Below are 19224 nucleotides of genomic sequence, written 5' to 3'. Positions count from 1 at the left end.
GCGACGATCGTGCGGCACCCTAAATTCGCCGCAACACATATTCAGCGAGCCAAAATGACAGATTTCTCCGAACTTGGATTAGACCCCAAGGTGCTTAAAGCCGTAATCGAAACCGGCTATACCACCCCTACCCCCATTCAGGCCGAAGCCATTCCGCACGCCTTGCAGGCGCGCGATGTTCTGGGCATTGCCCAAACCGGCACGGGTAAAACCGCCAGCTTCGTGCTGCCGATGATCACCATTCTTGGCCAGGGCCGTGCGCGCGCGCGGATGCCGCGCAGCCTTGTGCTGTGCCCCACGCGCGAATTGGCCGCGCAGGTGGCCGAAAACTTCGACACCTATGCCAAATACACAAAGCTGACCAAGGCACTGCTGATTGGCGGGGTCAGTTTCAAGGACCAGGACCAGCTTATAACCCGTGGCGTTGATGTGCTTATTGCCACGCCGGGCCGCCTGCTTGACCATTTCGAACGCGGCAAGCTGCTGCTGACCGGCGTGCAGATCATGGTGGTCGACGAGGCTGACCGGATGCTTGATATGGGCTTCATCCCCGATATCGAGCGCATCTTCAAACTGCTGCCTTTTACGCGGCAAACGCTGTTCTTTTCCGCCACGATGGCGCCGGAAATTACCCGCATAACGCAGGAATTTCTGCACAACCCCGTGCGTGTTGAAGTGGCGCGGCAGGCCACGGCCTCTGAAACCATCACGCAATTTCTATGCACCCACATTCCCAGCCGCCGCGACCGTGCCGACAAGGAAAAGCGCGAGGTTTTGCGCCGCCTTATCGCCGCCGAGGGTGAGGGGCTGACCAATGCCATCATATTCTGCAATCGCAAGCGTGATGTCGATGTGGTTGCGAAATCGCTCAAAAAGCACGGGCTGGATGCGGCGGCCATTCATGGCGACCTTGACCAATCGGTGCGCACGCGCATCTTGCAAAGCTTTCGCGATGACAAGCTGCGCATTCTTGTCGCCTCTGATGTGGCGGCGCGCGGGCTTGATATTCCGGCCGTCAGCCATGTCATCAACTACGACGTGCCCAGCCATTCCGAGGATTATGTGCATCGCATTGGCCGCACGGGCCGTGCGGGCCGGCTTGGCCGTGCGCTGACCATTGCCGTGCCTGCCGATGCCAAGAACGTGGCCGCGATTGAAGACCTGATTGGCAAACCCATTCCGGCAATGGACGACCCGCTGGCGGTGGCCGCACTTGAAGCCCCCGCTGAAAAACCCAAACAGGCCGAGGCCGAAGACCGCCCCGCGCGCAGCCGCAGCCGCAAGCGCGCCGCACCGAAAGAGGCCGATGTGACGCCAGACAGCCCAAGCGCCGTAACAGAACAGGCCGAAACCGAAGCGGTTGCAGCACCCCAGCCGGAACCGGCTGCGCGCCAGCAGCCACGTGCGCGCAACGAGCGGCGCGGCAACCAAAGCCGGGGCGAACGCGTCATCGGCATGGGCGAGCATGTGCCGCATTTTCTGACGCTCGATTTCCGTATGCCGGTGATCAACGCGAATGACGATGATGAAAGCGCACCGGATGAACAGGGCGATGCGCAAGCCGAAGCGCCCGCAAAACCGGAAAAACCAAAGCGCAAACCACGCAGCCGCGCCAAAAAGCCAGCGGTTGACGCTGGTGCCGAAGCCGCGCCCGCAGCCGAAGCCGCGCCCGCAGCCGAAGCCGCGCCCGCAGCCGAAGCCGCGCCCGAAGCCGCGCCAGTTGCCCCTTCTGACGCGCCGGAACTCAAGGAACCGGCCGCCGAAAAGCCCAAGCGCCGCGTGCGCACCCGCGCCAAAGCACCGGCAGCAAAGCCCGATGCGGCCCAGGATGCAGATGCGCCCAAGGCCGACAACACGACAGACGCCTAGCGTTTCAGGCGGCGGATCAGGCTGGATGTATCCCAGCGCCCGCCGCCCATTTGCTGCACATCCTTGTAGAACTGGTCAACCAATGCCGTAACCGGCAGGTTGGCGCCATTGCGGTTGGCCTCGGCCAGGCAAATGCCCAGATCCTTGCGCATCCAGTCCACCGCGAAGCCAAAATCGAATTTATCGGCCAGCATGGTTTCGTGCCGGTTGGCCATTTGCCAGGAGCCCGCCGCACCTTTGGAAATGACATCGACCACCGCCTTGCCATCCAGCCCGGCTTTTTCGGCAAAATTCAGCCCCTCGGCCAGCCCCTGCACCAGCCCGGCTATGCAGATCTGGTTGACCATTTTGGCCAGTTGGCCGGCCCCGCTTGGCCCGAGCAGCTGGCAGGCTTGTGAAAACGCGGCGATGATGGGTGCAGCGCGCTCAAACGCCGCCGAATCACCACCGCACATCACCGTCAGCTTGCCGCTTTCCGCCCCCGCCTGACCGCCGGAAACCGGCGCATCGATAAAGGAAAACCGCGCGGCTTCGGCCTCTTCGGCCAGTTCGCGGGCCACTTCGGCGCTGGCCGTGGTGTGATCAACAAAAATTGACCCGGCGGCCATTGCCGCAAACGCCCCGCCCTCACCAATGGTCACGCTGCGCAAATCATCATCATTGCCCACACAGGCAAAGACCATTTCGGCACCCTGAGCGGCGGCGGCAGGGGTTGGTGCGGCGGTTCCGCCATGTTCTGCAACCCAATCGGCGGCTTTTGCCGCCGTGCGGTTGTAAACGCACACGCTATGGCCTGCGGCCTGCAAATGCCCCGCCATTGGATAGCCCATAACGCCAAGGCCAATAAATGCTACTTTTGCCATAATCGCTCTCCTCTCGTGCCATTGTTACGGGATTGATGGACTGCTATGTGACCAAGGTCAACAACCCTAACCCGGACCGTTTATGCTGCGCCTGTTCCGCTGGCTTTTCATTTCCCTCATTGCCGTTTTGGTGGTGGCTGCTTTCGGACTGGGGATGCTGTGGTATCTTGGCAGCCGTTCACTGCCGGATTATTCGCTGAATCTGGATGTGGCCGGGCTGCGGGCCCCCATTGAAATTGTGCGCGATGCGAATGCCGTGCCGCATGTCTTTGCGACCAGCGATGAAGATGCGCTGTTTGGCCTTGGCTACGCCCATGCACAAGACCGGCTGTGGCAGATGACCCTGATGCGCCGCACCGCCCAGGGCAAACTTTCCGAAATTTTCGGCAGCGACACGGTCGAAACCGACAGGTTGATGCGCGCGCTTGATATTTACAACATCTCCATCGCGGCGGTCGAGCAGCAAAGCCCGCAGACCCTGAGAATGCTCAATGCCTATGCGGCGGGGGTTAACGCATGGCTGAGCTATGTGCGCGAGAATGCGCGCGGGCGCGGCGCGCCGGAATTCTTTGTTCTGCCCACGGGCATAGCCCCCTGGACGGCGGCTGATTCCATTGCCGTGATGAAGCTGATGGCCCTGCAAATGACCGATAAGGCCGCGCTGGAAGTGCTGCGCGCGCAAGCGGCGCTGCGGCTGGATAACCCGGCGCGGCTTGACGATCTGTTTCCGCTTCTGCCGGGGTCACCCATTCGCAGCGTTCCGGAATATGCCGCCCTGTTCGGTGCGCCGTCCGAAACCTTTGCAGACAACACGCCCCCGCCCTTTTGGCCGCTGCGCGCGGTCGGCCAGGCCGGGGCAAGCAATGCCTGGGCTGCTTTGCCCGCGCGCACGGCAAACCAGGGGGCAATGCTGGCCAATGACCCGCATGTGCCGCTGACCGCCCCCGGCACCTGGATGCTGGCGCGTCTTGAGCTTGAAACCGGCGGTGTGATCGGCGCAACCATTCCCGGCATTCCCGCCATTCTGATCGGGCGCTCCAACACCTTCACCTGGGGGCTGACGGCCAGTTATCTGGACGACCAGGACCTGTTCTTGGAGCGCGTGAACCCCCAGAACCCCGACGAATATCTGACAGAAGACGGCGCAATCGCCTTTGAGACCCGCGCATCGGTGCTGAATATCAAGGATGCGCCCCCGATCACGCTGGACCTGCGCTGGACAGGCAACGGCCCGGTAATCCCCGGCAATGCCTTTGGCTTGCGTGATATTCGCCCGGCCGGACACGAGTTTTCCCTGTCATGGACCGGGCTTGCGATTGACGATTTTTCGGTTGCTGCGGCCATCGATCTGATGCGCGCCAATTCGGTGGATGAGGGCAAGCGCGCGGTGGCCGGGCTCAGCGCACCCTCGTTCAATGTCGTCATGGCCGATACGGAAAATATCGCTATGGTCAGCGCCGGGCGGATGCCCGCGCGCAGCCCTGCGAACGAAACCCTTGGCCGCCTGCCCGCGGCGGGTTGGGTTGGGGTGAATGCCTGGCAGGGCAGCTTTCCGGCCACCGATAACCCAGTCATCGAAAACCCGCCCGGCGGCATTGTGCTGAACACCAACAACCCGGTTTCCGAGGCAGCCTTCCCGCAGCATTTTTCCTATGACTGGGGTGACGGGCAGCGCATTTTGCGCGCCCGCGACCTGCTGGCGGCGCGGCAGTTCCACACAATCGAAAGTTTTGTGGAAATCCAGAACGACACCGTTTCAATTTCTGCCCGGCTATTGTTGCCGCTCATGGGGCGCAACCTGTGGTTTGGCGATCAGGATGCGCCGCCGGGCAGCCACGGCGCACAGCGGCGCGAGGCGCTGGCCTTGCTCAGCCAGTGGAATGGCGACATGTCGCAACACGATGCCGAACCGCTGATCTATGCCGCCTGGGCGCGCGCGCTACAGCGCCGCATTCTGGCCGATGAGCTTGGGCAGCTTGCCGCCAGTTTTCGCCAGGTCGACCCGCTGTTTCTGGAACGCGTTCTGCGCGACTTCAACGGCGCGGCAAGCTGGTGTGACCTGACCGCCACCACGGAACGCGAGACCTGCACACAAATGGCTTCGCTGGCGCTGGATGATGCGATTTACGAGCTGCAAGACGCGCAAGGCGACACGATCAACCGCTGGCGCTGGGGCGAGGCGCATCAGGCGTTTTATGAAAATCCGGTTTTCGGGCGGATGCCGATTGTCGGCTGGTTTGCAAATATCTGGCACGAAAGCAGCGGCGGTGATCAAACGCTCAACCGGGGTATCAGCATTGGCACGGGTGCAGCACCCTATACCAATGTGAATGGTGCGGGCTTTCGCATGGTGGTCAATCTCAGCAACCCCGACAGCTCGCTCTATATTGCCGCAACGGGGCAAAGCGGGCATATCCTTTCGCGCTTTTACGACGATATGAACCAGCTTTGGCGGCAGGGCGAATATTTGCAGATGTCGCTTGACCCGACGCAGGCGCGCGGCGGGGCTGCGGGCATTTCGAACCTTACGCCGCTAGCCGAGTAGCTCGTGGCAAAGCTCCAGCCCTGACACCAGCGCATCTACCTCATCGCGGGTGTTATACATGGCGAACGAGGCGCGGCAGGTGGCGGTTACGCCCAAAAACTGCATCAGCGGCTGCGCGCAATGGTGGCCCGCCCGCACGGCAATGCCGCGACGGTCGAGAATGGTTGAAATGTCATGCGCATGGGCCGCCCCCTGCATGGTAAAGGAAAAGATCGCCCCCTTGTCAGCGCAATCGCCCTGAAGGTTCAGCCAGTTCAGCCCGCGCAAACGGCTGCGGGCATAGTCGCGCAGATCGGCCTCATGCGCGGCAATCGCCTCCATTCCCAGCGATTGCATATAGTCGATCGCCACACCAAGCCCGATCATCTGCACAATGCCGGGTGTGCCGGCCTCGAATTTGTGGGGTGGGACGTTATAGCTGACCTCATCGCGGCTGACATGGTTGATCATATCGCCACCCCCCATGAAGGGGCGCATTTCGGCCTGGCGTTCGCGCCTTGCATAAAGCGCGCCGCTGGCGGTGGGGCCGTAAAGCTTGTGGCCGGTAATGGCATAAAAATCACAGCCGATCTCGACCATGTTCACCGGCATATGCACGGCGGCCTGGCTGCCATCGATGCAGGTGGCAATGCCGCGTTCGCGCGCCGCGCGGCAGATGGTTTTGACATCGACCAAAGCGCCGGTGACATTGGACATATGCGTGACCGCCACAAGCCTGGTGCGCGGTCCCATCGCTTCAATCACCCGCTGGGCATCAAGGCTGCCATCCGCCTCGCATTCCACCCATTTCAGCACCACGCCCTGGCGTTCGCGCAGAAAATGCCACGGGATGATATTGGCGTGGTGTTCCAGCACCGAAAGCACAATCTCGTCACCCGCCGCAAGATGCTGCGCCGCCCAGGCGTAGGACACAAGGTTCATGCCGTGGGTCGAGCCTGTGGTGAACAGCACCTCGTCGTCATGGGCGGCACCCAGAAAGCGTTGCAATGTGCTGCGCACGCTTTCGTATTTGTCGGTGGCAAGGTTGGACAGGAAATGCAGCCCGCGATGCACATTCGAATATTCTTGCGCATAGCCACGGGTCACGGCATCTATCACCACTTGCGGTTTTTGCGCCGAAGCACCGCTGTCCAGATAGACCAGATTTTTGCCATGCACCTGCCGCGCCAAAATTGGAAATTCGGCGCGCACTGCGTTGATGTCGAACATGGATAGCCTTTCTAGAAGACGCCGCGCGCCTGCAATACCAGTGCCCCGAACCAAACCACCATTGTGAGCAGGGTCATGCCCATAAACAGCGGGGCCGAGCGTTTGAAGCCATGCGCCTCGGCGGCACCAAGCGAGCAAAGCCATACGAAGGGCAGAAGCGACAGCCAATAGGGAATTTGCGCGATGAGCGAATTGCCAAGGAAGGGGATGCTGTCTTCCAGCCCCGAGAAGATGACCGTGACAATCGCCATCAGCAGGCCAAAGGGCGCGGCCACAAAGCTGCCCCAGAATATGCCGGTGCGCGTATCCTTCCAGCTGCCCGTGCCGCCAACCGCGCGCAAAACGGCGCCCAGAATGGCCGAGAAGATGTAAACGACCGTGGTGCGCAGAAACAGCGCCGCAATCAGCACCGAGCCGATGACAAGATTGGCTTCAACCGCATCGCCCTGGAACATGTCCTTGAAAACCTGCGTGGGGGCGACAATGGTTTTCAGCGCCCAGGACAGGAAGAACACCATGTCAGACATCAGCACATAAAACAGCAGCCGGGCTTCAGACGGGTTTTCCTCGATCAGGCGGCGCGTGGCCCCGCGCATATCGCTCCAGGAATCAATCAGCCGCGCCAGCAACCCGTTGCGCTTTTCCTGATATGCGCCGCGCGTGTGGTAATGCCCGTCGTCATGTTCTTCGCCAATTGTCATATGTCACCCATCAAAGACTCAGCCCGCGAATAGCAGCCCGATTACCAACGCAATGCTAGCGCCAACCACCCCCAAGGCCAAGCCAGCGCGCAACCTTGAGGCGACCCCCTCGGCGACATGCATCGTATCGGCCCAGATGACCAAAAAGACCAATAAAACCACATATTGCAAAGGGTTAGAAAGCTCTGGCCCCAGACTATTCCCGAAAGCCGCCGAAATTAAGGCAAGCGGGGCAACACAGAGCAGCGCCCAGAATAACCCCAGCCGTGCATTCAGAAATGGCCCGGTTGCACCCAGCAGGCGGGCAACAAGATGCGAAAGCGCCGCCAGTGCATAAAAGCTGAGCGGGGCCAGAAACAATGAAAACACCGCGATCATCAGCACCGCAATGGGCGCCTGTTCGGGCTGATCTATGTTTTGGGCTGCCGCCTTGTAGCTGGCGGGCATCTGCGCGGCGACCAGCATGACGGTCGCCACCATGACCCAGCCAAGCGCGCGCTCTTCGCCCGCGCCACTGGCCATCTGGCGGCGCAGGGCATTGCCCCAACCCTGCCGCCAGGCACCTATAATATCGGCCCCAAGGCTCATATCTGCCCTACTTTCTGTGGCGCGCCAGCCAACCGCCAAGCCGCGTGCGCAAGGTGTCGGCCAGATCGTCATCGCCAATTTCGGCAATGGCCTCATCCAGAAAAGCCAGCACAAGCAGGTCTTGCGCATCGGCCCTGGGCACACCGCGCGATGTCAGGTAAAACAACGCCGTTTCATCGACCGACCCGCAGGTCGAGCCATGCGAGCAGACCACATCATCGGCATAGATTTCCAGCTCGGGTTTGGCGAGGAAATTGCTGTCATCATCCAGCAGCAGCCCTTGCGAGATCTGGTAGCCATCGGTTTTCTGCGCGCCGGGCTTGACCAGAATCTTGCCCTGAAACACGCCATTGGCCCCGTTGCGCAGCACTTTCTTGAAAACCTGACGGCTTTCGCAATGCTCGGCATCATGGGTTATGAAAATCGTGTCATCATGCAAAAAAGCGCCATCGCCCACAGCGGCACCGGAAATATGCGCGCTTGCATTATCGCCAGTCAGGGTGATGACCGCCTCGTTGCGGCTAAGCAGTCCGTTCAGCGACAGGGTGAAGCTTTTGAACAATGCCCCTGCCCCCAGCCGCGCGAAAATATGGCTGGCCAGCACGCGCCCGTGGTCGCGGCCCTGGTTGCGGATATGGTCAAAGGCAGCGCCATCGGCCACATCAACCTCCAGCACGACATTGCTGCGCGCGGCGATCACGCCATCTTCCAGCAAGGTCAGCGACGCGCCAGCATCAAGCTTGATCACATGGTGCAGCATCGCCTCGGCATTTGCGGCACTGCGGATATGGCGCAGCAAAACCGGCTTGGTCGCCTTGCCGGAAACGCGGATCAGCACGCCCTGCCCGGCTGTGGCGGTATTCAGCGCCGCCAGCGGGCGCGGCACGGGGTTTTGGCCAGCGGTTTCCAGCGCACCGTAGCTTTCGGCGGCCCAGTGGATATCGGCATTGGCCGCATCGAGCGTTTGGATGCGCAGCGCCGGATCATTGCCAGGCTCGGATTGCGCGGCGTCAAAAACCCCGTCGACAAAGACCAGCGTATAGGCATCATCCGCCGCAAACAGCGGCGCATCTTCGACATGGGGCACAGCGGCGACATCGCCCAAAAACTGTGCGGGCGGGGTGTAGCGCCAGTATTCATCGCGCCCATGCGGGGCGCCCATTGCATTCAGCCGCATGGCGGCGCTATCGCGCGCAGCCTCCAGCCAGCTTAACGGGCGGGGCTGTGCATGGCGGGCCAAAAGCGCCGCCGCCCCGTCGGATTTATGTGCAGCAACGGCCATTACGCCACCTCGGCCAGCAGATCGGCGTAACCGTTGTTTTCAACTTCCAGCGCCAGTTCCGGCCCGCCGGATTTGATGATTTTACCATCGGCCATGATATGCACCACATCGGGTTTGATATGGTCGAGCAGGCGCTGGTAATGCGTGATCACAAGAAAGGCGCGGCCCGCGCTGCGCAGCGCGTTTACGCCATCGGCAACCAGCTTCATCGCGTCCACATCAAGGCCGGAATCGGTTTCATCGAGGATGCACATTTTCGGCTCCAGCACCGCCATCTGCAAAATCTCGTTGCGCTTCTTCTCGCCGCCCGAAAAGCCGACATTTACAGGGCGTTTCAGCATTTCGGCGTCGATTTTCAGCTCGCCGGCCTTGGCGCGCACCAGTTTCAGAAACTCCGCCGCGCTCAACTCGGCCTCACCACGCGCCTTGCGCTGCGCATTTGCTGCGGTGCGCAGAAAGGTCATATTGCCAACACCCGGAATTTCAACCGGATACTGGAAGGCCAGAAACAGGCCGGCTGCCGCGCGGTCTTCCGGCTCCATATCCAGCAGGTCGGTGCCTTCCAGCGTGGCGGAACCCTCTGTTACCTCATAACCATCCTTGCCCGAAAGCACATAAGACAGGGTCGACTTGCCCGACCCGTTCGGCCCCATGATCGCATGAACCTCACCGGCCTTCACCTCAAGGTTCACCCCTTTCAGGATAACCTTGTCTTCTTCTTCAAGTTTGACGTGCAAGTTATTGATATTCAGCATTTTATTTTCCTCTTCGCGGCTTTAGCCGACCGATCCTTCAAGCGAAATGGCGACCAGTTTCTGGGCCTCCATTGCAAATTCCATTGGCAAGGCTTGCAGCACTTCTTTGCAGAACCCATTGACCACCAGCGCCACGGCTTCTTCCTCATCCATCCCGCGCGAGCGGCAATAGAACAACTGGTCGTCATCCACTTTCGATGTCGTTGCTTCGTGCTCTATCCTGCTGGAATTGTTGCGGCATTCGATATAGGGCACGGTATGCGCGCCGCAGGTATCGCCGATCAGCAGGCTGTCGCACTGGGTGTAATTCCGGCTGTTTTTTGCCTTCGGGTGCATCGACACAAGCCCGCGATAGGTGTTTTGCGCCTTGCCCGCCGAAATCCCTTTGGAGACGATACGCGAGCGGGTGTTCTTGCCCAGATGCACCATTTTCGTGCCGGTATCGGCCTGCTGCATGTTGTTGGCAATAGCGATGGAATAGAACTCGCCCTGGCTGCCATCGCCACGCAGAATGCAGCTTGGATATTTCCACGTGATGGCCGAGCCGGTTTCAACCTGTGTCCACATCACCTTGGCGCGGTCGCCCCGGCAATCGGCGCGTTTGGTGACGAAATTGTAAATTCCGCCCTTGCCGTTCTCATCGCCCGGATACCAGTTCTGCACGGTGGAATATTTGATCTCGGCATCCTCATGGATGACCAGTTCAACCACCGCTGCATGAAGCTGGTTTTCATCGCGCATGGGGGCGGTGCAGCCTTCCAGATAGCTGACATAGCTACCCTTTTCGGCAATAATCAGCGTGCGCTCAAACTGGCCGGTGTTTTGCGCGTTGATGCGGAAATAGGTCGAAAGCTCTAACGGGCAGCGCACGCCTTCGGGGATGTAAACGAAGGAGCCATCGGAAAACACCGCCGAGTTCAGCGTTGCATAGAAATTGTCGGATACCGGCACGACCGAGCCAAGGTATTTCTTCACCAGTTCCGGATGGTCGCGCACGGCTTCGGAAATCGGGCAGAAGATGACACCGGCTTTGGCCAGTTCCTCCTTGAAGGTCGTGCCAAGCGAAACGCTGTCAAACACCGCATCCACCGCCACGCGGCGCTCGCCTTCGGGCATTTCAACGCCCGCCAGAAGCGCCTGTTCTTTCAGGGGGATGCCGAGTTTTTCGTAAGTTGCCAAAAGCTCCGGGTCCACCTCGTCAAGCGATTTCGGGCGTTTGGCCATGCTGGTGGGCTTGGCGTAGTAATACTGGTCCTGAAAATCTATTTCAGGGTAATGCACCATAGCCCATGTCGGCTCGGTCAGGTTTTTCCAGCGGGCGAATGCAGCAAGGCGCCACTCAAGCAGCCATCCCGGTTCTTCGTTCTTGGACGAGATCAGCCGGACAATGTCTTCATTCAGGCCCTTGGGCGCATATTCGGTTTCAATATCGCTTTCAAAGCCATATTTATAGCGCTCGCCAACCGTGCGAACGGCGGCAACCGTGTCGGCATCTACGCCTTCGCGGCTGTATTCGGCGGTTTCTGTCGTCATATTATTCCCCATTCTCGTCAGGCTGCACGCGCCTTGTGGCGCGCATATTCAGCCAGCCACGCGTCACAAAAACGCGCGATATCCGTTTCAGTCGTCTCCAACCCCAAGCTGATGCGCAAAGCACTGCTTGCGGTAACATCGTCAAACCCCATTGCGCGCAAAACCCGGCTTGGGCGCACCTTGCCGCTGGAACAGGCGGACCCCGCGGAAACCGCAAAACCGGCAAGGTCCATCTGCATGACCTGGGTTTCGCCCTTCCAGCCCGGCACCGCGAAATTCGAGGTATTGGGCAGGCGCGCTTGCCCCTCGCCAAACACGATCAGATCGGGCGCTGCCGCTTTCAATGCGGCTTCCATGCCGTTGCGCAAGCTTTCAACCCGCGCCCATTTGCCTGCCGCCAGATCGGCCACTGCCGCCTCGGCTGCCGCAGCCATGCCCGCAATACCGACAATGTTTTCTGTGCCCGCACGGCGGCTTTGTTCCTGCCCGCCACCCTTTGCAAGCGGCGCAATGTCAACACCATCGCGCAAAATCAGGGCGCCAACTCCCTTTGGCCCGCCAAATTTATGCGCCGAGACGATGGCCATGTCGGCCCCGCTCCAGCTAAAGGAAAACGGAATCTTGCCAACGGCCTGCACGATGTCGACAAGGTTTGCACCGTCGCTGTCATCAATCAGCCCGGTTTCGTTATTGGCATAGCCTTTGGCCTTCAGCGCAGCGCCCGGCATGTGATGCACCCACAGGCATTCATGCGCGCATTCATCCACCTCGGCGCCACCGGCCAGCACCGAGGCGGCTTCGGTCGCACCGCTGGTGAAAACAACCTCATTGGCCGTGCAGCCCAAAGCTGCCGCCAATTGCCCGCGCGCGCGTTCTACCAGCGCCCGCGCCGCGCGCCCTTCGCCATGCACGGATGACGGGTTGCCGGCCACATCCATTGCCGCAAGCATCGCCGCGCGTGCCTGCGCGCGCAGCGGTGTGGTTGCGTTATGGTCCAGATAAACGCGGCTCATGGCTCATCCACCAGCATAACAAAGGCGGGCACGGCGGGGCATGGGGCGAGTTGGTTTTCGATGACATCCGAAAGCCGCGTCTGGTGCAAAAACACATAGACATGCGCCGAAAGCTGTTCCCACAGCTTGTCGGTCAGCACCTGGGCATCGGTGCCGCCGCTGGCGCCCGAGGCACCTGCCCCGCGGCTGAGCGCATCCATCGTTTCATCGACAGCGCCAAGCACATCGATCACGCGGATCGCATCGGCCCCGCGCGCCAGCCGATAGCCGCCACCAGGGCCGCGCACGCTTTCCACGATTTCGGCACGGCGCAGCTTTACGAAAAGCTGTTCCAGATAGGCCAGCGAAATATCCTGCCTTTCGGCGATTTCGGACAGGGAGACAAGCCGATGCTGGGCTTCACGCGCCAAATCGGCCAGCGCGATCATCGCATATCGTCCTTTGGTCGATAGTTTCATGGTCTGGCCCCGACAGCAATGTTGACGCGCCCCCTGATTGGCCTTACTTGACCATGCAAGGCGGTGCGCCCGCTACTTTAGAATGCTTCTAGGTTGTCCGAGTGAAACTGTCAAGCATTCGACAGACACTGATTTGGCCCCGGACCGAAAATTCCGGTGGCGTTTACAAGGAGCGATTGATGCCCGAAGTTATTTTCCCAGGCCCCGAAGGCCGGCTCGAGGGCCGCTATCATCCGCAAAAGGAAAAGAACGCACCAATCGCCATCATCCTGCACCCGGATTCGCGCTATGGCGGCACGATGAACAACAAGGTGACTTATAACCTGCACTACGCCTTTTACCAGATGGGGTTTACCTGTCTGCGTTTCAACTTTCGCGGTGTCGGCCGCAGCCAGGGCGAGTATGATCAGGGGATAGGCGAGCTGTCCGACGCCGCCTCGGCGCTGGATTATTTGCAGGCGCAAAACCCCAATGCCCGCACATGCTGGGTGGCAGGCTTTTCCTTTGGTGCCTGGATCGGTATGCAATTGCTGATGCGCCGGCCCGAGATTTCGGGTTTCATTTCTGTCGCCCCACCGGCGAATATGTATGACTTTACCTTTCTGGCCCCCTGCCCGGCCTCGGGGCTGATCATCAACGGTTCAGCCGACCGGGTTGTGCCGCCCGCCGATGTTGAGGGGCTGACCGAGCGTTTGCAGCAGCAAAAGGGCATTACCATTACCCATGAAACCGTGCCCGATGCCGGCCATTTCTTTGAAACCGGCATGGACCCGATGATTGAGTCGGTAAAAGCCTATGTTACGCGGCGTTTGGGCGAGCCTGATATCCGTTAGGATATGCCTTGCCCGCCGGAGCCTCCGGCGGGGATATTTTCAAGCAAAAGATGATTTAGGCTGCGATGCGACCACCGCAGACGGGCCGTGCGCAGCCGGTGGTGGATGGCAGGCTTGTGGGCAGGCCGTGCAACACGCGCACGGCAAGATAACCAAAGGCCTGCGCCTCGATCATATCGCCGTTCAGGCCAAGCGCATCGATATCGCGCGGGGTTTGGCCCAGATGTTGCGCAAGCAACGCCATCAGCGTGGCATTCCTGCGCCCACCGCCCATGACCAGCCAGTCGGCGCCATCGGGCGCGGCCAGCGCAATGCTCGCGGCGGTAAAGGCGCTCAGCGTTGCGGCGGCGTCGGCATCGGGCAAGGATTGCACCTGCGCGAGAAGCCCGTGAAACTGGTTGCGGTCCGCCGATTTCGGGCCTGTGCGTGCAAACCACGGGTCGGCCAAAGCCGCGCTGACCAGACCTGTTTGCACCTGTCCCGAAGCGGCGAGCGCGCCGTTTTCGTCATATGGCCGGCCAAGGCGCGTGCGCATGAAGTCATCGAGCAAAGCGCTTGCCGGGCCGGTATCGCGCGCGGCCACGGCGCCGGGGGCGCCATCGGGTAAATTCGGCTCGATTATGCTGATATTGGCGACACCGCCAAGATTCAGGAACACGGTGCGCCGCGTCAGCCCCAGAAAGCGCGCCAAAGCATGGTGGTAGAGCGGCACAAGCGGCGCACCCTGCCCGCCTGCCGCCATATCGGCGCTGCGAAAATCCCATACGACCTTGCAGCCGGTCAGGCGGGCCAGCGCGGCCCCATCGCCCAGTTGATGCGTGCGCGCATTGGCGGGGTCATGCGCCAGGGTTTGCCCGTGAAACCCCACCACATCGGGTTTGGGCAGCGCGGCCACCGCCTGGGCGTGCAGGTGCAGCACATGCCGGTGGGCAGGCGCAAGCCTGGCCCCCGGCCAGCAGCCAAGCCGGGCGCGCAATTCGGCCTGCGCCTCAGGCGGATAGGCCAGAAACGCGGTCGCGCCAAGCGCATCGATTGTGCGTCCATCGGTGTCGATGATCGCCGCATCCACCCCATCCATCGAGGTGCCGCTCATCAGTCCAACTGCCCGCATGTCCGCCCTTTCATTCGTTCAATGAAAGCATTACAACCGCCCGCGACGACTGAAAAGGACAAGCCGATGCTGAGCAAACCGAAATCTGAATTCCTGCGCGTGATGATCGACCGTGGCTTCATGCAGGATTGCACCGATCTTGAAGGGCTGGACGATGCCCTGACGGCGGGCGTGGTGCCGGGCTATATCGGTTTTGATGCGACCGCCGACAGCCTGCATATCGGCTCGCTCGTGCAGATCATGATCTTGCGCTGGCTGCAGAAAACCGGCCACCGCCCGATCGTGCTGATGGGCGGCGGCACCTCGAAAATCGGCGATCCTTCGGGCCGTGACGAGGCGCGCCAGCTGCTCGACACTGCCGCGATCGACAAAAACATCGAGGGCATTTTCAAAGTCTTCAACCAGTATCTGGATTTTACGCCCGAAACCGGGGCCATCCGCGAGAATAACGCGACATGGCTGGACGAGCTGAAATACATCGCCTTCTTGCGCGATTACGGCCAGCATTTCACCATCAACCGGATGCTGAGCTTTGAGTCCGTGAAGCTGCGGCTCAATCGCGAGCAGCCGCTGACCTTTCTTGAATTCAACTACATGCTGCTGCAAGCCTATGATTTTCAGGAACTTTACAAGCGTCACGGCTGCCTGCTGCAAATGGGCGGGTCCGACCAGTGGGGCAATATCGTGAACGGTATCGATTTGTCGCGCCGCATTGCGGGGGCGCAGGTCTTCGGGTTGACCACACCGCTGATCACCAAGGCCGATGGCTCCAAAATGGGCAAATCGGCGCAGGGGGCGATATGGCTGAATGCCGACAAGCTGGCACCTTACGAATTCTGGCAATACTGGCGCAATACGGCCGATGCCGATGTCCATCGCTTCCTCAAGCTGTTCACCGAATTGCCGCTTGAAGATTGCGCCCGCCTTGCCGCGCTTGAAGGGGCCGAAATCAACGAGGCGAAGATCGTGCTGGCCAATGAAATCACCGGGCTGGCCCACGGAGCCGAGGCGGCCAGCGCCGCCGCAGCCACCGCGCGCGAGGTGTTTGAAGCCGGTGGCGTGGGCGATGATCTGCCCACCATCACGCTGAACGCCGCCGACCTTGGCGATGGAATGTCACTCGCCCAGCTTTTCGTGCGCGCGGGGCTTGCCGCCAGCGGCAAGGAGGCCAAGCGCCTTGTGGCTGAATCCGGCGCACGGCTGAATGACGAGTTGCAAACCGATGCCGGGCGCATGATCACCGCCGCCGACCTTGCCGAACCGCTGAAGCTTTCGGCGGGCAAGAAACGCCATGCCCTGGCACGACTCACCTAGCATCTTTTGCTTGAAAATATCCCCGCCGGAGGCATCTGCCGGCGGGGTCAGACCCGCCCGAACCTAGTCGCCGAGCATCCAGCGCCCATCGGGCACGAAGGCATGAAAGGCGAAGGCGAACACCACGTCATGCACAAGCGGTGCGCCGCTCTGCGCATCATAAACCCTTATCGCGCCTATATTGCGCCCCTGGGCGATGCGCGCTGTATCCAGCGGCGAGTTCATGCCGCTTTCCCATTTAATCCGCACGCCATCTTCAACAATTTCGGTTGATCGTTGCAGCCGATCAAGCAACCAGGCCCGCTTGCCCACCTGAATGACACGTGCAAGCGGCGGAATGTCAAAGGGCGGCATTTCGCCGGTATACAGAAACGGGCGCGCCGCGCTGTCATATCCGCCATAGGGGTTGGTGCCGTAATTACGCGCCACATCTGGGCGGGCCAGCACCTCGCCATTCGGGAACTCGGCCACAAAATCCTGCCATGACGACATCCAGCTCACCAGCACATCGAGCCGCGCACCGTTCATATCACCAACAATCCCCTGGCCGGTAAACTGTTGCCACCAGCTTTCGGTTTGGCGGTCATACATGACCAGGCCGGAAAAGCGCAGCTTTCCGGTTACGCCAAAATCCAGCACCTGCCCGTCGAGCCGCCTGTCAAACACAAGGCCGGCATTGCACAAAGGGCAGAAGGTTACGGCCACCGGCACGCCGCCCACTTCGGTATTGGCAATCTCGTGCCACATCAGATAGCGGATGGGAAAGGCACGGGCCTGGCCGTTCAACTCGACCACCATGACCGGTTCGGTGGCAACCAGCGCCGCATCGGCTGCGGGCTCATAGGCCGGATCGTCAAGCGCGGGAATACCGTCGCGCCCCGGCCCGCCTGACAGGATTTCGGTAAACGCCACCGATGTGTTGGAAAAATCGGTATTGGGCCACTCGTTTTCCCAGAACGGTGCCTGGGCAGCCAATGGCGCTGCAAACAAGCACAGGGCAAGCGTGATGTGTTTCATGCCCCCCAGAATGCCGAACGGGGCCAGCTTGCACCAGCCCCGCGCACAGCGAAGTGTAGCGTGGTGAGCTATTGTGCAGGCTCGACCACGACGCGCGCCATATAATCGGGGTCGGCTGCAACCATGCCGTTTGCACCCGTGCCGCGCTTGATATCATCGACAAATTCCATGCCCGACACCACTTCGCCGACAACGGTATATTGCCCGTTCAGGCTGGGGTAAGGGGCGAACATGATGAAGAATTGCGAATTGGCACTATCCGGGCTTTGGCTGCGGGCCATGCCAAGAATGCCGCGCTCGTAAGGCACATCGGAAAATTCCGCCGGCAGGTCGGGCAGATCAGAGCCACCGCGCCCGGCACCGCCCTGGGCAAAGGTTTCCAGCCGGCCATATTGCACATCGCCGGTTTGCGCCATGAAACCTTCGATCACGCGGTGGAACACCACGCCATCATAAGCGCCGGAATTGGCCAGCTCGGTCAGACGCTCCACATGCTGGGGGGCCAGATCGGGGCGCAGTTGGATGCGCACCTCGCCCTCGACCCCGCCCCCAAGCGTAATGACCATTGTTTGCGCCGAAACCGCGCCCGCCAGTGCGACCAGCGCCAATGTTGCCAGAATTTTACGCATCGGCGGCCACCTTCATGCTGATCATCCGGTCGGGGTTTGCGGGCGGCTCGCCGCGCACGATGGCATCGACATGCTCCATGCCTTCCAGCACGCGGCCATAAACGGTGTATTGGCCGTTCAGGAAATGGTTGTCTTTGAAGTTGATGAAGAACTGCGAATTGGCGCTATCGGGGTTCTGGCTGCGGGCCGCGCCGATTGTGCCACGGTCATGCGGCAGGCTCGAAAACTCGGCCTTCAGGTTCGGCATATCGGAACCCCCGGTGCCCGCCATGCGCAGGTTGAAGTCTTTTTCCATATTGCCATTGGCCACATCGCCGGTTTGCGCCATGAACCCGTCAATCACCCGGTGAAAGGCCACATTGTCATAGGCGCCGCTGCGGGCGAGTTCTTTCATCCGGGCGCAATGCAGCGGGGCAACATCGGCAAGAAGCTCGATTGTCACCGTGCCGCCGGTCAGTTCCAGCAGGATTGTGTTTTCAGGATCTTTGATTTCGGCCATCGGGCTCTCCTTTTGCGTTTGGTTCTACCTAATGAACCAATGGCCAAAGGAAAAGCCTTAGTTGCCAAGTTTCCGCTTCAATGCGCTTACAATCGCTTGCGGCACAAAGGGTGCAACATCGCCGCCCAGCCGTGCGATTTCCTTCACAAGCTTGGAGGCAATCGCCTGATGCGCGGCTTCGGCCATCAGGAACACCGTTTCAATGGAATCATCCAAAGCGCGGTTCATGCCGACCATCTGAAACTCATATTCAAAGTCCGACACCGCGCGCAGCCCGCGCACGATCATGCCCGCCCCCACTTCGCGCGCGCAATCAATCAGCAGGTTTTCGAATGGATGCACACGAATTTTCATGCCCGTGCGCTCGGAAATCGGCGCGCATTCCGCCTCGATCATCGCCACGCGCTCTTCCAGCGAAAACAGCGGGCCCTTGTCGCGGTTGATGGCCACGCCGATCACCAATTCATCCACCAGCGCGCTTGTGCGGCGGATGACGTCCAGATGCCCCAATGTCACCGGGTCAAACGTGCCGGGGTAAAGCCCTATGCGCTGCATTCAGGCGTTGCCGGCGATCATGTCGGCAAGGGCCGAATTTTCCGATTCAATCTCACCTATACGCCCTTTCACGACATCGCCAATCGACACAACGCCAACGAGCTTGCCCTCATCCAGCACCGGCATATGGCGGAAACGCCCGTCGGTCATTTTGCCCATCACGCTCATCACATTATCAGTCGGGTGGCAGGCGATGACCGTGTCGGTCATGATGCTGGCAACGTTTTCTGTCATGCAGGCTGTGCCGCTGCGCCCAAGCTCGCGCACGATGTCGCGTTCCGACAAAATCCCGTCGACGCTGCCCTCGCTATCCGAAACGATCAGCGCACCGATGCGCTTTTCCGACAGGATCCTTGCGGCGTCCATAAGTGAATTGGTTGATTTGATTGTCAGAACCCCGCCAATCGGCTTTTGGTCGAGAATGTTTTTTACCAGCATATCGGCCCCCAG

Annotated in this window: 19 protein-coding genes; 4 read left to right on the top strand and 15 right to left on the bottom strand. The window is 60.5% G+C overall.

From position 1 onward, the window contains the following. Positions 1–54: 54 nt before the first annotated feature. Positions 55–1869, top strand: a complete 1815-nt coding sequence (locus LGT41_RS12305; RefSeq protein ID WP_274127178.1) for a DEAD/DEAH box helicase — start codon at positions 55–57, stop codon at positions 1867–1869. Here LGT41_RS12305 and LGT41_RS12300 read toward each other — a convergent pair. After that, entirely contained in the window at positions 1866–2732 is an 867-nt protein-coding gene (locus LGT41_RS12300) for an NAD(P)-dependent oxidoreductase (RefSeq protein ID WP_274127177.1), read from the bottom strand. The two genes, LGT41_RS12305 and LGT41_RS12300, sit on opposite strands and share 4 nt — an antisense overlap. 82 nt (positions 2733–2814) lie before the next feature. Between LGT41_RS12300 and LGT41_RS12295 the strand changes: the two genes are divergently transcribed. After that, on the top strand, positions 2815–5277 hold the full coding sequence (locus tag LGT41_RS12295) for a penicillin acylase family protein (RefSeq protein WP_274127176.1): 2463 nt from the start codon (positions 2815–2817) through the stop codon (positions 5275–5277). On the opposite strand, the gene LGT41_RS12290 is transcribed toward LGT41_RS12295, so the two are convergent. From LGT41_RS12290 to LGT41_RS12255, 8 genes are read right to left on the bottom strand one after another with little or no spacing between them, the layout of a single operon-like run. Next, entirely contained in the window at positions 5266–6486 is a 1221-nt protein-coding gene (locus tag LGT41_RS12290) for a cysteine desulfurase (RefSeq protein ID WP_274127175.1), read from the bottom strand. The two genes, LGT41_RS12295 and LGT41_RS12290, sit on opposite strands and share 12 nt — an antisense overlap. 11 nt (positions 6487–6497) lie before the next feature. Next, positions 6498–7187, bottom strand: a complete 690-nt coding sequence (locus LGT41_RS12285; RefSeq protein ID WP_274127174.1) for a YIP1 family protein — start codon at positions 7185–7187, stop codon at positions 6498–6500. A gap of 18 nt (positions 7188–7205) precedes the next feature. Next, on the bottom strand, positions 7206–7775 hold the full coding sequence (locus LGT41_RS12280; RefSeq protein WP_274127173.1) for a hypothetical protein: 570 nt from the start codon (positions 7773–7775) through the stop codon (positions 7206–7208). A 7-nt stretch (positions 7776–7782) separates the two neighbouring features. Beyond that, positions 7783–9057 carry a SufB/SufD family protein gene (locus LGT41_RS12275; protein ID WP_274127172.1) on the bottom strand — a complete coding sequence of 425 codons (1275 nt, stop codon included), beginning with the start codon at positions 9055–9057 and terminating at the stop codon, positions 7783–7785. Then, on the bottom strand, positions 9057–9812 hold the full coding sequence (gene sufC, locus LGT41_RS12270) for a Fe-S cluster assembly ATPase SufC (protein WP_274127171.1): 756 nt from the start codon (positions 9810–9812) through the stop codon (positions 9057–9059). Before sufC ends, LGT41_RS12275 begins: the two co-directional genes overlap by 1 nt. Before the next feature lie 21 nt (positions 9813–9833). Beyond that, complete coding sequence (gene sufB, locus LGT41_RS12265) at positions 9834–11345, bottom strand: Fe-S cluster assembly protein SufB (protein ID WP_274127170.1); 1512 nt, start codon at positions 11343–11345, stop codon at positions 9834–9836. A gap of 17 nt (positions 11346–11362) precedes the next feature. Beyond that, positions 11363–12358, bottom strand: a complete 996-nt coding sequence (locus LGT41_RS12260) for a cysteine desulfurase family protein (protein ID WP_274127169.1) — start codon at positions 12356–12358, stop codon at positions 11363–11365. Then, on the bottom strand, positions 12355–12816 hold the full coding sequence (locus LGT41_RS12255) for an Rrf2 family transcriptional regulator (RefSeq protein ID WP_274127168.1): 462 nt from the start codon (positions 12814–12816) through the stop codon (positions 12355–12357). Before LGT41_RS12255 ends, LGT41_RS12260 begins: the two co-directional genes overlap by 4 nt. 179 nt (positions 12817–12995) lie before the next feature. On the opposite strand from LGT41_RS12255, the gene LGT41_RS12250 reads away from it, so the two are divergent. Beyond that, positions 12996–13649, top strand: coding sequence for an alpha/beta hydrolase (locus tag LGT41_RS12250; protein ID WP_274127167.1), 654 nt, complete (start codon positions 12996–12998; stop codon positions 13647–13649). Positions 13650–13704: 55 nt separating this feature from the next. Here LGT41_RS12250 and LGT41_RS12245 read toward each other — a convergent pair whose 3' ends face one another. Then, positions 13705–14760, bottom strand: a complete 1056-nt coding sequence (locus LGT41_RS12245) for an anhydro-N-acetylmuramic acid kinase (RefSeq protein ID WP_274127166.1) — start codon at positions 14758–14760, stop codon at positions 13705–13707. A gap of 66 nt (positions 14761–14826) precedes the next feature. On the opposite strand from LGT41_RS12245, the gene tyrS reads away from it, so the two are divergent. Next, complete coding sequence (gene tyrS / locus LGT41_RS12240; RefSeq protein WP_274127165.1) at positions 14827–16074, top strand: tyrosine--tRNA ligase; 1248 nt, start codon at positions 14827–14829, stop codon at positions 16072–16074. Between the two features lie 63 nt (positions 16075–16137). On the opposite strand, the gene LGT41_RS12235 is transcribed toward tyrS, so the two are convergent. The 5 genes from LGT41_RS12235 to LGT41_RS12215 all read right to left on the bottom strand — a co-directional run bounded on the left by LGT41_RS12235 (position 16138) and on the right by LGT41_RS12215 (position 19212). Then, on the bottom strand, positions 16138–17091 hold the full coding sequence (locus LGT41_RS12235; RefSeq protein ID WP_274127164.1) for a DUF3179 domain-containing protein: 954 nt from the start codon (positions 17089–17091) through the stop codon (positions 16138–16140). 68 nt (positions 17092–17159) lie between these two features. Then, positions 17160–17720, bottom strand: a complete 561-nt coding sequence (locus LGT41_RS12230; protein ID WP_274127163.1) for a peptidylprolyl isomerase — start codon at positions 17718–17720, stop codon at positions 17160–17162. Further along, a complete protein-coding gene (locus LGT41_RS12225) occupies positions 17713–18219 on the bottom strand; it encodes a peptidylprolyl isomerase (RefSeq protein WP_274127162.1) in 507 nt (168 codons plus the stop codon). Before LGT41_RS12225 ends, LGT41_RS12230 begins: the two co-directional genes overlap by 8 nt. A 57-nt stretch (positions 18220–18276) precedes the next feature. After that, complete coding sequence (gene coaD / locus LGT41_RS12220) at positions 18277–18774, bottom strand: pantetheine-phosphate adenylyltransferase (RefSeq protein WP_274127161.1); 498 nt, start codon at positions 18772–18774, stop codon at positions 18277–18279. Next, on the bottom strand, positions 18775–19212 hold the full coding sequence (locus tag LGT41_RS12215) for a CBS domain-containing protein (protein ID WP_274127160.1): 438 nt from the start codon (positions 19210–19212) through the stop codon (positions 18775–18777). Positions 19213–19224: the final 12 nt, after the last annotated feature.

Origin of the sequence: Abyssibius alkaniclasticus (assembly GCF_020447305.1) — a bacterium.
Lineage (GTDB): Bacteria > Pseudomonadota > Alphaproteobacteria > Rhodobacterales > Rhodobacteraceae > Abyssibius > Abyssibius alkaniclasticus.
This window is presented reverse-complemented; position numbering and strand designations above follow the sequence as displayed.